The sequence below is a fragment of the Flavobacterium fryxellicola genome (assembly GCF_900143245.1).
GTDB classification, from domain to species: Bacteria; Bacteroidota; Bacteroidia; order Flavobacteriales; family Flavobacteriaceae; genus Flavobacterium; species Flavobacterium fryxellicola.
In genome coordinates, this window is sequence record NZ_FRDK01000005.1 from 170416 (window position 1) to 184699 (window position 14284).

At 35.2% G+C, this 14284-nt stretch carries 9 protein-coding genes; 8 read left to right on the forward strand and 1 reads right to left on the reverse strand.

Annotation, left to right across the window (positions count from 1 at the left end):
- The first annotated feature begins 105 nt into the window (after positions 1 to 105).
- The 4 genes from BUA03_RS09735 (at position 106) to BUA03_RS09750 (ending at position 7261) form a co-directional block, all read left to right on the forward strand.
- Positions 106 to 2133 carry a M3 family metallopeptidase gene (locus BUA03_RS09735; protein ID WP_066081112.1) on the forward strand — a complete coding sequence of 676 codons (2028 nt, stop codon included), beginning with the start codon at positions 106 to 108 and terminating at the stop codon, positions 2131 to 2133.
- A gap of 24 nt (positions 2134 to 2157) precedes the next feature.
- Positions 2158 to 5826 (forward strand): DEAD/DEAH box helicase, encoded by a 3669-nt coding sequence (locus BUA03_RS09740; protein WP_066081118.1) that lies wholly within the window; start codon positions 2158 to 2160, stop codon positions 5824 to 5826.
- 269 nt (positions 5827 to 6095) lie between these two features.
- A complete protein-coding gene (locus tag BUA03_RS09745) occupies positions 6096 to 6803 on the forward strand; it encodes a YqjF family protein (protein ID WP_066081121.1) in 708 nt (235 codons plus the stop codon).
- A gap of 5 nt (positions 6804 to 6808) precedes the next feature.
- Complete coding sequence (locus tag BUA03_RS09750) at positions 6809 to 7261, forward strand: SRPBCC family protein (protein ID WP_066081124.1); 453 nt, start codon at positions 6809 to 6811, stop codon at positions 7259 to 7261.
- A 104-nt stretch (positions 7262 to 7365) separates the two neighbouring features.
- Here BUA03_RS09750 and BUA03_RS09755 read toward each other — a convergent pair whose 3' ends face one another.
- Positions 7366 to 8178: a hypothetical protein gene (locus BUA03_RS09755; RefSeq protein WP_066081127.1), complete on the reverse strand. Its 813-nt coding sequence runs from the start codon at positions 8176 to 8178 to the stop codon at positions 7366 to 7368.
- A gap of 147 nt (positions 8179 to 8325) precedes the next feature.
- On the opposite strand from BUA03_RS09755, the gene gcvP reads away from it, so the two are divergent.
- The 4 genes from gcvP to BUA03_RS09775 all read left to right on the forward strand — a co-directional run bounded on the left by gcvP (position 8326) and on the right by BUA03_RS09775 (position 14216).
- Entirely contained in the window at positions 8326 to 11175 is a 2850-nt protein-coding gene (gene gcvP, locus BUA03_RS09760) for an aminomethyl-transferring glycine dehydrogenase (RefSeq protein ID WP_066081131.1), read from the forward strand.
- A gap of 282 nt (positions 11176 to 11457) precedes the next feature.
- Complete coding sequence (locus BUA03_RS09765) at positions 11458 to 12516, forward strand: 3-oxoacyl-ACP synthase III family protein (RefSeq protein ID WP_066081136.1); 1059 nt, start codon at positions 11458 to 11460, stop codon at positions 12514 to 12516.
- A 231-nt stretch (positions 12517 to 12747) separates the two neighbouring features.
- Positions 12748 to 13290 (forward strand): methyltransferase, encoded by a 543-nt coding sequence (locus BUA03_RS09770; protein WP_066081138.1) that lies wholly within the window; start codon positions 12748 to 12750, stop codon positions 13288 to 13290.
- A gap of 26 nt (positions 13291 to 13316) precedes the next feature.
- Positions 13317 to 14216 (forward strand): glycosyltransferase family 2 protein, encoded by a 900-nt coding sequence (locus BUA03_RS09775; RefSeq protein ID WP_066081141.1) that lies wholly within the window; start codon positions 13317 to 13319, stop codon positions 14214 to 14216.
- The last annotated feature ends 68 nt before the right edge of the window (positions 14217 to 14284 follow it).

Here is a 14284-nt window from a genome sequence, read left to right on the forward strand (position 1 = left end):
TCTACCATTTTAGGGCAAATCAATTCCTTTATAACCCTCAATTTTTTCAATAAATCCCTACCTTTGTTCTGTTTAAAACATCAAATTATTTTTATTAAAAAACAAATGAGCATCTTAACCCATCACTTCAATACAAAATACAATACGGCCCCTTTTTCGAAAATAAAAAATGAGGATTTTCTTCCTGCTTTTCAAAAAGGAATCGAACTCGCGAAAGCCGAAATCGATGCCATTGTCAGAAACCCCATACAACCTACTTTTAAAAATACCATAGAAGCATTGGACTTTAGCGGAGACGTGTTGGATCGAATTTCTAGCATTTTTTTCAACCTTAATTCTGCAGAAACCAATGACGAGATTCAAAAAATCGCACAAGAAGTCTCTCCTTTATTATCAGAGTTTGGAAATGACATTCGACTGAATCCTGATTTATTTGCGCGAGTAAAAACAGTGTACGAACAAAGAGAGAAATTAAATCTGACGGCGGAACAGACTACGCTTTTAGACAAAAAATACAAAGGATTTTCTAGAAATGGCGCTAATTTACCTGAAGATAAAAAGAATCATTTAAGAGAAATAGACAAAGAATTATCGAAATTGAGTTTGCTGTTTGGCGAAAATGTTTTAGCTGAAACACAAGCCTATCAATTGCATCTTACCAATAAAAAGGATTTGACTGGTTTGCCCGAGGGAACGATTGAAGCCGCTCGTTCATTGGCTAAAAGCCAAGAAAAAGAAGGTTGGGTTTTTACTTTGGATTACCCAAGCTATGTTCCATTTGTGACCTATGCTGATAATCGTGAATTGCGTAAAAAGATGGCAATTGCTTTTGGCGCAAAAGGTTTTCAAAACAACGAATTTGACAATCAGGAAATTGTACTTAAAATTGCCGCATTGCGTTTTGATCGAGCACACGTTTTAGGATATGCCAGTCACGCCCATTTTGTACTGGAAGAACGAATGTCCGAAAGTCCAGAGAAAGTAAAAAAATTCTCCAATGACTTACTAGAAAAAGCAAAACCGGCTGCTTTAAGAGAATTTGCTCAATTATCTGCCTTCGCAGAAGAATTAGATGGCCTTACACTACTGGAAAAATGGGATGGCGCTTATTACTCGGAGAAATTAAAACAGCAATTGTACCATTTAGACGATGAAATACTAAAACCTTATTTCCAATTAGAAAAAGTTTTGAAAGGTGCTTTTGCAATAGCGCAAAAATTATACGGAATCACATTTGAAGAAAGCTTTGAAGTGGACAAATACCACGAAGAAGTAAAAACTTACGTAGTAAAAGATGAGGAAGACCAACTTGTCGCCATTTTTTACGCTGATTTCTTTCCAAGAAAAGGGAAACGCAACGGTGCCTGGATGACTTCTTTTAAATCGCAATACATAAAAAAAGGAATTAATGAAAGACCGCACATTTCCATTGTATGCAATTTTACCAAACCTACAGAAACAAAACCATCTTTATTAACTTTTAACGAGGTGACGACTTTATTTCATGAATTTGGTCATGCGTTACACGGAATATTGGCTAATACTACGTATCCCAGTTTATCAGGAACAAGCGTTTATTGGGATTTTGTGGAATTACCAAGTCAGATTTTAGAAAACTGGTGTTACGAGCCGGAAGCTTTAGCATTGTTTGCGTACCATTATGAAACTGGCGAAATGATTCCGATAGAATTAGTGAACAAAATTAAAGAAAGTGCCAGTTTTCAGGAAGGAATTGCAACAATGCGCCAATTGAGTTTTGGGCTCCTGGATATGGGTTGGCATGCAGAAGATCCTTCGAATATTAAAAACATCAAAGCTTTTGAAACCAAACAATTTTCTGCTACACAATTATATCCTGATGTAAAGGAGAACGCTATGAGTACTTCTTTTTCGCATATTTTTCAGGGAGGATATTCCTCTGGCTATTACAGCTACAAATGGGCGGAAGTGTTAGACGCTGACGCTTTTGAATATTTCCAAGAAAAAGGTATTTTTAATAAGGAGGTCGCCACTAAATTTAAAGAAAACGTACTTTCTAAAGGCGGAACAGAACATCCGATGATTTTATACAAACGCTTTAGAGGTCAGGAACCAAGACCAGAAGCTTTGCTAAAAAGAGCTGGATTGCTTTAAATTACTGATTTATAAAGTTCAAAAATGGAGCTTACCGACCTAAAATTAATACAAGATTATTTAAAAGAAAATAGTATTGCAAGTTCTACGGCTAATGCAAAAAACATTAGCCCTACCCTTGTTAACGTCTACTTTGGGCAATATGAATTTGAATATCTTGGCGGCGCAACTAAACCGTATCAAATAGAAATTAATATTGCTAATCCTAAAAAAATTGAGTCTTATTGCAGTTGTCCTTACGATCACGGAGGTGTTTGCAAGCATATAATTGCAGCTCTTACTGATATTAGTAAAGTCATTATTAAAAAAACAAATAGTATTTTGCACGATTTAAATGATTTCACAGCAACCCAGAAATTACATTTAAATCAGGCACATTTAGAAAACGAACTCCTTTCGGATGCCGTTCTCTCACGATTTCCCTCGCGTTATACTAGTTACTATGACCATCAGTTACAAATTAGCAATGCGTCACAATCGGAGGTAAAAACACTGTTTTTAGATTGGGGAAACCATGAACAAACCATAAGCTATGATAGCGAAACTAAAAATTTAAAAACGCGTTGTACTTGTTCTAAAGCAGAAAAACCATGCGATCACATTGGTATTAGTTTGCGGATTATAAAAAATAAATTGGGCGAAAATTTTTTTAGTATAAGTTATTTACCGCAAAAAATTGAAGCATTTTTAAAACCATATCAGATAACCGATAATGCGGAAATTGGAAAAATATTCGATTTTCAAATTACAAAAAAAGGATTTGAAGCAACTTCAAAATATAAAAATATCCAACAAGGATTTCAAGATCTTTCTAATATTTACGCGAATGAAGCGGTTGAGCTAAGCGCTAAATTACCCATGCCAGATCATTTTGATCATGATTTTGGACTGGGAATATATTTTAGATTTAGAGCAAAAAAATTTCATGGCATCTTTCCTTTTCAGGCAAAGTACAACAAGGCTAAAACCGATTTTGCATCGAGCATTTCCGACCTTAACTATTACAGTATCGGAGAATCTATGCACTTATTTCTTAATGAAAATAATGATGCGGTAATCATAAAATCGCTACAGCTAAACGATCTAATTTCCAGCTATGAATCAAAAAGAGAAATTGGTTACTTAACAAAAGCATTTGAACATTTAGAACTTTTATTACCATTATGGAAAACGCTCTTGATATATAAACATGAAGACAAAGCCAGTCTGACAAGGAAAAATCTGGTGTCCACAAAAATAGAGGATATCAAAATAAGATTGTTTTTTACTCTTAGCGAAAATGAATATTTTTACACACTAAAAGCAAAAATAGCAATTGGAGATAAAGATTTTAACCTCAACAGTACAGCAATAATTGTGAGTTCGTTGTTTGTATTTTTTCAGGGTAATGCTTATCCCATTCCAAATGCCAATGTTTCTGCACATTTAAATAGTTTTGCTAATCATTCTGAAATTAATTACTTCAAAAAAGATGTGCCCAATTTTATTGAAAAAGTAATTTTACCGTTATCTAAAAAATTTGAAATTCAAACTACCATTTTCAAGAAATCTAAAGCCAAAATAGAAAATGAAAGTATTGAAAAACAAATCTACATGTCGGATTTAGAAGGACATTATATTGTTTTTAAGCCTGTAATTCAGTATAGCAAAACGCTCGTACCAGTATTTTCAAACGAACTGTTATTAGAAGCCACCGAAGATTCAAAAATCACATATCAAGACCGTAATCAGTCTTTTGAGGATAATTTTATAGAAGAATTCAGAAGTCTGCATCCAAAGTTTGAAACTCAAGAAAGTATGTTTTTCCTCACACCCGAAGAACTTTTCGAGAATTACTGGATGTTACACGCCACAGAAAGAATGAAGCAATTAGGCATCACTGTTTTTGGAGCCAATGAATTGAAATCATTCAAATTTAATTTGAACAAACCCGTAATCCGCGTCAATTTAAAATCGGATATTGATTGGTTTGATATTGAAATCGACATTAGTTTTGGCAATCAAAAAGTAAACATTAAGGAGTTACAGAAGGCCTTTTTGAAAAAATCAAATTATGTTGCGCTTGGTGATGGAACACTAGGAATTCTTCCAGAGGAATGGATGAAAAAATTTGCTAACTATTTCAAGACTGGTGAAGTCAAGAAAAACGGCATACAAATGTCGAATTATCAGTTCGGAATCATTGAAGAACTGTATGAGGAAATGGATACCAAACCTGCATTTCTTGAAGAGCTGTATAACAAGAAAATGCGTTTACAAAACATTTCTGAAATTGAAACTATTCCAATTCCAAAAGGGATAAAAGCAAAACTCCGAGATTACCAACACCACGGACTAAACTGGCTCGCTTTTTTAGATAAAAACCAATTGGGCGGTTGCTTGGCAGACGATATGGGATTAGGGAAGACCTTGCAAACTATTGCATTTTTACAACATTTGAAAGTGACAAATCCTAAGAATCAACCTTCGTTGATTATTGCACCAACCTCACTAATTTTTAACTGGAGAAATGAAATAGAAAAGTTTTGCCCAACCCTGAAGATGCTTACTTTTACGGGTGGAAACAGACTTGAAAATAAAGATAATTTCAACAAGTACGATTTAATTATTTCCACTTATGGCTCTTTGCTGAACGACATTGCGTTTTTGAAAGATTTTAAATTTAATTATATTGTTTTAGACGAAAGTCAGGCGATAAAAAACCCAAATTCAAAGCGTTATAAAGCCGTTCGATTGTTGAATTCGTATAACAGAATTGCACTTACGGGAACACCTATAGAAAATAACACTTTTGATTTGTATGCACAACTTAACTTTTTAAATCCTGGATTACTGGGTAATATGACGCATTTTAAAAATAATTTTTCGGATGCCATAGACAAAGAAAAAGATGTTGACGCTTCGCAAATTTTGAGTAAAATTATCACGCCTTTTATGTTGCGAAGAACCAAAGAACAAGTTGCCACCGAATTGCCAGAAAAAACAGAAAGCATCATTTTTTGTGAAATGGAAAAGGAGCAACGTGCGGTTTATAACACCTTCAAAAATAAATACCGTGATTATTTAATGAATAAAATTGATGAAAATGGCGTCGAAAAATCACAAATGTACATCTTAGAAGGTTTAACTAAACTGCGACAAATTTGCAATTCGACCGCGCTAATTCCGACTGACGAGGACTTTGGAAATTATTCGGTAAAGCTCGAGGCATTAATGGAAAACATCAAAGAAAAGACGGGAAATCATAAAATTTTAGTTTTTTCGCAGTTTGTCAAAATGCTTCAAATCGTAAAAACGAGACTAGAAGAAGACCACATTCATTATGAATATTTAGACGGAAAAACGTCCAACAGACAAGAGCGAGTCGAGAATTTTCAAAATAATGCCGATGTTCGGGTCTTTCTGATTAGCCTTAAAGCTGGTGGAACCGGACTAAATCTAACCGAAGCAGATTATGTTTTCATTATAGATCCTTGGTGGAATCCTGCTGTCGAAAACCAAGCCATTGATCGCTGTTATCGCATTGGACAAACCAAAAAAGTAATGGCATACCGCATGATTTGTAAAGATACAATCGAAGAAAAAATTGTTTCGTTGCAACAAAAAAAGAAAAATGTAGCTTCGAGTATTATTTCGATCGACGACGAGAAAAAATCGTTTGATATTAATGAGGTAAAGGAATTGTTTCGGTAGTTCCGATTCCTAAAATACTTTGCTTATTTTTCGAAAAAAGGTACTTATAATAAAGAAGTAACACTAAAAGTAACGAAATGTACTTTTCTAAGCGAAAATAAAATTGACGATAGGGCTGTACGAACCCTTTAAAGAACAAAAACCAAAACTGGAAGCTTTATTGAAAAAAGTGAAAGTGTTTTAATCATAAATTTCTGAAAACCAAAGTACAATGGTTCGGATTCTTTGATAAATTTTAGAATAATTAAAAAAATAAAACCTACAATAAAATGAGTTTTTTAAAAGCAGAGTGGAATAATTTAGCCATGATTAATTATGAGGTTGATCCTCAAATTTTACAAAAATATGTCCCAAAAGGAACCGAACTCGATTTTTGGAACGGCAAATGCTACGTCAGTTTTATTGGGTTTCTTTTTGAAAAGGTGCGTGTTCTAGGAATCAAAATCCCCTTCCATAGTGATTTTGAGGAAGTCAATCTTCGGTTTTATGTGAGGCGTTTTGAAAATGGAGTATGGAAAAGAGGGGCCGTTTTTATAAGCGAAATTGTTCCGAAATACGCCATTTCATTTATTGCCAATACGTTTTATAATGAGCACTACAGCACGTTACCCATGAAACACACTTTAACAGTCAATGAAAAGTCAAGAGAATTTATATACCAATGGAAAGTAAATAACAATTGGAATACCATTCATGTGACAACTGACAAGACTCCCATTGCAATTGAACCGGATTCAGAGGCTGAATTTATTACCGAACACTATTTTGGTTATACCAAAATCAATGAAAATGAAACTTTTGAGTACCAAGTCACGCATCCAAGATGGCAACAATTTGAAGTAACCAAGAACAACTCTAAAATAGATTTTGAAGGTGTATACGGCAAAGAATTTGCGTTTATTGCCAATTTAGAACCAACTTCCGTATTTCTAGCTATTGGCTCTAAAATCACAATTGAAGACAAACGAAAATTATAATTTTAATGACCAGAATAAAAATTAGGACTAAAATAAATGCCCCGATACAAATTGTTTTTGATATTTCCAGAGACATCGATGTGCATCAAAAATCTGCCAGTCCTACAAAGGAAATAGCAATAGACGGCATCACTTCTGGCTTGATCAACTATAACGAAACGGTGACTTGGCGTGGAAAACATTTTGGTTTTTACCTGACTCACAAAAGCCGAATAACCGCCATGAACTTATACGATTATTTTGTAGATGAGATGGAGGACGGGAAATTCAAATCATTCCGACATGAACATCTTTTTACAGAGAAGAATGGACTGACAGTAATGAAAGATAAAATACACTATGAAGTTCCTTATGGTGCCCTCGGCGAATTATTCGATTTTTTGTTTCTAAAAAACCACCTGATCAATTTCGTATTGGCAAGGAACAAGGTGCTGAAGCAATTAGCCGAAAGTACCTAATTTACCAAAAGTGCAGTGTAAAAACAACTTAGCGTACTAGAGAAAAGATCCTATTCCCCAATTTTATAGTGCTGTTGATGAACGAATTCACCAATAGTAACTTTTTATATTATAAGCAGCAACAACCACCAGACGAGTGGAATACTTTCTACCCAAAAAGAGGTGTAATATTTCGATCGTTTTTCATTCGCAAAAAGTAGAAATAATGAAATCATAATAACTAGCAGCAAGTTGACTACTAATTGGCTTTCATCAAAATTACTTTTTAAAAATTCCAAAAGATAAAAAGGAAGCAAAAGCAATAATCCCAGTAGCTTGGTTCGCCTCACACCTATTTGCTGCGGAACCGTTTTTAAATGCGGATCATCGTTTGCCAAATCAATGATTTCAAAAACAAGCACTAAAACAAAAACAAGAAGGAACCTTTGTAAACATTTTAAATAAAAATCTGCTATTATTGGTATCTCCGCATTTAATACGGGCAAACCTAAAGTAACTCCCACCCAACACAAAGCCACAATATAAATTTTTACCCCAGCCCAATTTCTAGCATTCCTTTTATTAGGAAAAAAAGGAAGTGTATATAGTAATGTGATACTTAAAAAAGCAACAGCTACAATTTGAGTAACTCGTTGCAATTGAAAAAAATAATAACCGACTAGAATAAAACAACAGAAACTAAACACTGCAATTGCTTTTAGTTCCTTCCGCATTTGAATTTTCTTTGCTCGGGCTAATGCATCGTATTTAACAAAATTGTATCCAACGATAGTACCAAAAAAAGCGAAGTGTGCAAGGGAGTCCTCATAAGAAATGTGGAACATGTGTTGGGTCATTCTAACTAAGGCATAGCACGATAAACCCACGTGAATACTGCCCTTAATATAAAAATCGACTATTAGTTTAAAAACCCTCATTAGACAAAATTAATCAAAGTGTTAATAAGAACGGCTTTTAGTTGAAAAATTCACAGAAAATCACATTAAAAAAGGCTATTAATAGCATATTAATATTTAATTTTACAGCCTTTTAAAACAAGAAACACACAACACATTTTATATACAATGAAAACAGACGCTTTTGCATTAAGACACATTGGCCCAAGAGAAAATGATTTAGAACACATGTTGAAGACAATTGGCGCAGCAACTCTGAATCAATTAATTGATGAAACTATCCCAAGTGACATTCGTTTAAAATCGGATTTAGATTTAGAACCGGCAATGACCGAATATGAGTTTGCAAATCACATTCAAAAATTAGGAAATAAAAATAAAGTTTTTCAATCTTACATAGGCTTAGGATACAACGCAGCAATTATTCCTGCAGTAATCCAAAGAAATGTTTTTGAAAACCCAGGTTGGTACACTGCTTACACACCGTATCAAGCAGAAATAGCCCAAGGTCGTCTCGAAGCGATTTTGAATTTTCAAACCATGGTTATCGAATTAACTGGAATGGAAATTGCTAACGCTTCTTTATTAGACGAGGGAACTGCTGCTGCTGAAGCTATGGCGCTCCTTTTTGATGTGCGTTCACGTGATCAAAAGAAAAACAAAACGAATAAATTCTTCGTTTCCGAAGAAATATTGCCTCAAACTTTATCGGTTTTACAAACGCGTTCCACTCCAATTGGCGTTGAATTAGTAATTGGAAACCATGAAGAATTTGATTTTTCATCGGAATATTTTGGAGCAATCCTTCAATATCCTGGAAAATTTGGACAAGTTAACGACTACACCGCTTTTATCGCAAAAGCTGCTGAAAACGAAATTAAAGTAGCCGTTGCCGCTGATATTTTGAGTTTAGTAAAATTAACTCCTCCGGGAGAAATGGGCGCTGCAGTAGTTCTTGGAACGACACAACGTTTCGGAATTCCATTAGGATACGGCGGTCCACACGCTGCTTTTTTTGCTACAAAAGCGGAATATAAAAGAAGTATGCCTGGAAGAATCATCGGTGTTACGGTAGATACGGATGGAAATCGTGCCTTACGTATGGCGTTACAAACCCGTGAACAACATATTAAGCGTGATAAAGCCACTTCAAATATTTGTACAGCCCAAGTCTTATTATCCGTTATGGCTGGAATGTATTCCGTGTATCACGGACCAAAAGGATTGCAGTATATTGCCGATAAAGTACATGCATCTGCAGCAACTTTAGCAAATGCATTAGAGCAATCAGGTTATCAACAAACGAATACCGCTTTCTTTGATACCATTGTTATTAAGGCTGATGCTAAAAAAGTTAAGTCGATTGCCGAAGAAAACGAAATTAATTTCTATTACATCGACGAAAATACGATTTCAATTTCTTTGAATGAAACGACAAGCATCACTGATTTAAATAAAATAGTCGCTATTTTCGCTGCCGCGAATGATAAACAAGCAATTACAATTGAAAATTTATCAGAAACGAATCATTTTCCAGAAAACGTAAACAGAACATCTACTTTTTTAACGCACGATGTTTTCAACAAATACCATTCTGAAACCGCTTTGATGCGCTACATCAAAATGTTAGAAAGAAAAGATTTAGCCTTGAATCACTCCATGATTTCTTTGGGTTCATGTACCATGAAACTGAATGCAGCTTCAGAAATGTTGCCTTTAAGTATGCCGCAATGGAATAACATTCATCCATTTGCACCACTGGATCAAGCACAAGGATATCAAGAAATGTTAGCTAAACTAGAACAACAGTTAAATGTAATTACTGGTTTTGCTGGAACAACATTACAACCTAACTCAGGTGCGCAAGGAGAATATGCCGGATTAATGGTGATTCGTGCGTACCACCTTTCAAGAGGAGACCATCATAGAAACATTGCTTTAATCCCATCATCGGCGCACGGAACAAATCCTGCATCTGCAACTATGGCTGGAATGAAAGTGGTCGTGACTAAAACATTAGAAAACGGAAACATCGACGTAGAGGATTTACGTGAAAAAGCTCTTTTACATAAGGACAACCTCGCATGTTTAATGGTAACCTATCCTTCGACTCACGGTGTTTTTGAAAGTGCCATTAGAGAAATTACACAATTAATTCACGATAACGGTGGACAAGTCTATATGGATGGCGCTAATATGAATGCCCAAGTTGGATTAACAAATCCTGCAACGATAGGTGCTGACGTATGTCACTTGAATTTACATAAAACATTTGCTATTCCTCATGGCGGTGGCGGACCAGGCGTAGGTCCTATATGTGTTGCACCACAATTAGTTCCTTTCTTACCTACAAATCCAGTGATACCAACAGGCGGAGAAAATGCAATTACTGCAATATCTGCTGCTCCTTGGGGTTCTGCATTAGTTTGTCTGATATCTTATGGTTACATCTGTATGTTAGGAGCCGAAGGTTTGAGACAATCTACGGAATATGCGATTTTAAATGCAAACTATATTAAGGAAAAATTAAACGGTCACTATGACACGTTATATTCAGGAGAAATGGGTCGCGCAGCACATGAAATGATTATTGAATGCCGTCCATTTAAAGAAAAAGGAATTGAAGTAACTGATATTGCGAAACGTTTGATGGATTATGGTTTCCATGCGCCTACCGTTTCCTTTCCTGTTGCTGGAACAATGATGATTGAACCAACAGAGAGTGAAAACTTAGAAGAATTAGACCGTTTTTGTGACGCGATGATTGCCATAAGAAAAGAAATTGAAGTCGCTACTTTAGACAATCCAAACAATATCTTAAAAAATGCACCGCACACTTTAACGATGGCAACAACGGACAACTGGATTTTTCCTTACAGTCGTGAAGCCGCAGCCTTCCCATTAGAATACATTGCCGAAAATAAATTCTGGCCTACCGTCCGTAGAGTCGACGAAGCGTATGGAGATAGAAATTTAAATTGTTCCTGTGCGCCAATTGAAGCGTATATAGAAAGTTAAATTACAATTTAAAATGTCTCGAGAAATCGGGACATTTTTTTTGACTTTAAAAAATAACTGAATTGAAATACTTTTAATTCAGAATTCAAAAAAAAATCACTTTTTTTTCGATTAAAAGATATAAGAAATAAATATCACACAAAAACTTTGATTTAATAATAAAATAATAAAATTTTTTGCCAATAAATTGTTATTTCGTAATTATATGCATGCATAGTAAATTTTGTGGCTGTAATTATTTATTAATGATTAAATTAGCCTAAAATTTGGAAAATTAACGCAATGAAAATAAAAATAGCTGGAATAGGAAGCTATATTCCTGAGAAAAAAGTAAGCAATACAGATTTTAGCGAACATGTTTTTTTAAACGAGGATGGAACGGCTTTTGGCTATCCAAATGAAATAGTCATAAATAAATTTAAAGGCATAACCGGAATCGAGCATAGGCGCTATGCTGAAGATCATTTAAACTCCTCTGATCTAGCTTTTTTAGCTTCTCAAAAAGCAATTGAAAATGCTGGAATTGATCCCGAAACAATCGATTATATCATCTTCGCTCATAACTTTGGTGATGTAAAATACGGCACAACCCAATCGGATATGCTTCCAAGTTTGGCTACCCGCGTTAAAAATAAATTACAAATAAAAAATCCAAAATGCGTCGCGTATGACATTCTTTTTGGATGTCCAGGATGGATTGAAGGCGTACTTCAGGCCAATGCATTCATTAAATCTGGAATGGCAAAGCGCTGTTTAGTTATAGGCTCAGAAACGTTATCCAGAGTAGTTGATGCTCATGATAGAGACTCCATGATCTATTCTGATGGTGCAGGAGCATCTATCATCGAAGCTTCAGATGACGAAACTGGATTATTGGCCTATGAAAGTGCCACCTACGCAAACGACGAAGCTGGCTATTTGTTTTTTGGCAAGTCTTACAATCCTGATTTAGACCCAGACACCCGCTATATAAAAATGTACGGTCGCAAAATATATGAATTCGCTTTAAATAATGTTCCTGCCGCTATGAAAAGCTGTTTAGACAAAAGCGGATTAGGCATTGACGATGTGAAAAAAATTCTCATTCACCAAGCCAATGAAAAAATGGACGAAGCCATAATCCACCGTTTTTACAAACTTTACGACAAGACGGTTCCTAAAGACATTATGCCTATGAGCATTCATGAACTCGGAAATAGCAGTGTGGCCACCGTCCCTACTCTTTTTGATTTGCTTATTCGCGGCGAAATCCAGAATCAAGAAATACACAAAGGGGATGTTATGATTTTTGCCTCTGTTGGCGCAGGAATGAACATCAACGCATTTATTTATAGATACTAAATTGTAATTGGAGCTATTCCTACTGTGCATTACAATTCCTCACTACAAAACTTGTTTTTCTAAGGTGCAAGAAAGCTTCTTTTAGTCGCTTTTTGCACCCTGAAAAACTACCTGTTGCAGCTCCGGGATTTTCATTTCCATCAGGGCTAAAAAACAATACCAAAAAACACTTTTATTACTATATTTGTGGCTTCGTTCCCGAGACTTGGGGATTGCGCAAAATAAAAAAACATGTACGAGAAAACGTTTCCCAACAAAAGGTTCAAACATACTTTAGAATTTCTAAAAAAACACGTATCAACTTCAGATACCATATTAGATTTAGGTGTTGAAAACCCTTTTTCTAAAATCATGAAGGCAGAAGGTTTCAATGTTAAAAACACAACTGGTGAAGATTTAGACCTAGATCAATCCGTATTCCACTCTGAAGAAACGGCTGTTGTAACGGCTTTCGAGATCTTTGAACACCTTTTAAATCCTTTCACTATTTTAAAAGAAATAAAATCCGATAAACTATTTATATCCATCCCCATGCGTCTTTGGTTTTCCCCAGCCTATAAAAGCAAAACAGATTTATGGGACAGACATTATCATGAATTTGAAGATTGGCAACTCGATTGGCTTTTGGAAAAAACCGGTTGGAAAATAATAGATCGAGAAAAATGGACAAATCCGGTAAAGAAATTTGGTCTACGTCCTTTATTGAGAAACTTTACCAACCGCTACTATATTGTTTACGCTGAAAAAATTCCCCTAACCGCAAAGGGAGAATAGAATAATTGTGAAAAAAGTAATTTAAAATGAATACTTCTAAATTAGAAAACGCATTAAACCCCTCCATCGGGGATTGGGGGACTTATTACATTGTTATACCAGCTCATAACGAAGAAGCGTTTATCGCATTAACGCTGCAATCCTTGCTTGCCCAAACTGTATTACCAAAAAAAGTAGTTGTTGTCAATGATAATTCCACGGATAAAACTGCTGAAATTGTAACAGCCTTAGCTAAAAACCATCCCTTTATTACATTGGTCAATAAAACTTCTGAAGCGCTACATTTGCCAGGAAGCAAAGTCATTCAGGCTTTCCAAAAAGGTTTTGAAACATTGGATGCGCATTACGATGTCATTGTAAAACTAGATGCCGACTTAATTCTACCCAACAATTATTTTGAAACTATTTTAAACACTTTCGCAAAAGATCCCACAATAGGAATGGCTGGCGGATTTGCGTATATTGAGAAAAATGGCTCTTGGATTTTAGAAAATCTAACTGATAAAGATCACATTCGCGGCGCTTTCAAGGCCTACAGAAAAGAATGTTTTATACAAATAGGCAATTTAAAGCCAGCAATGGGCTGGGATACCGTCGATGAATTACTCTCGAAATTTTATGGATGGAAAGTAGTTACCAACCCATCACTTATCGTAAAACACCTAAAACCAACAGGTGCAAACTACAACAAAACAGCCCGATACAAACAAGGCGAAGCATTTTACACTTTAGGATACGGATTTTTAATTACTTCTATCGCTTCAGCAAAACTAGCGATACTGAAGAAAAAGCCGCTACTTTTCATCGATTACATTAATGGTTTCTGGAAAGCTAAAGCGGCCAAAACTCCTTTATTAGTAACAACAGAACAAGCAAAATTCATTCGGAAATATCGCTTAAAGAAAATGCAACAAAAGCTTTTTTAGCCAACAAAATCAAAAAACTGCTAAACCAAAAGAGATAACTCCTAACATTTTTTGTAATTTAGCCCATA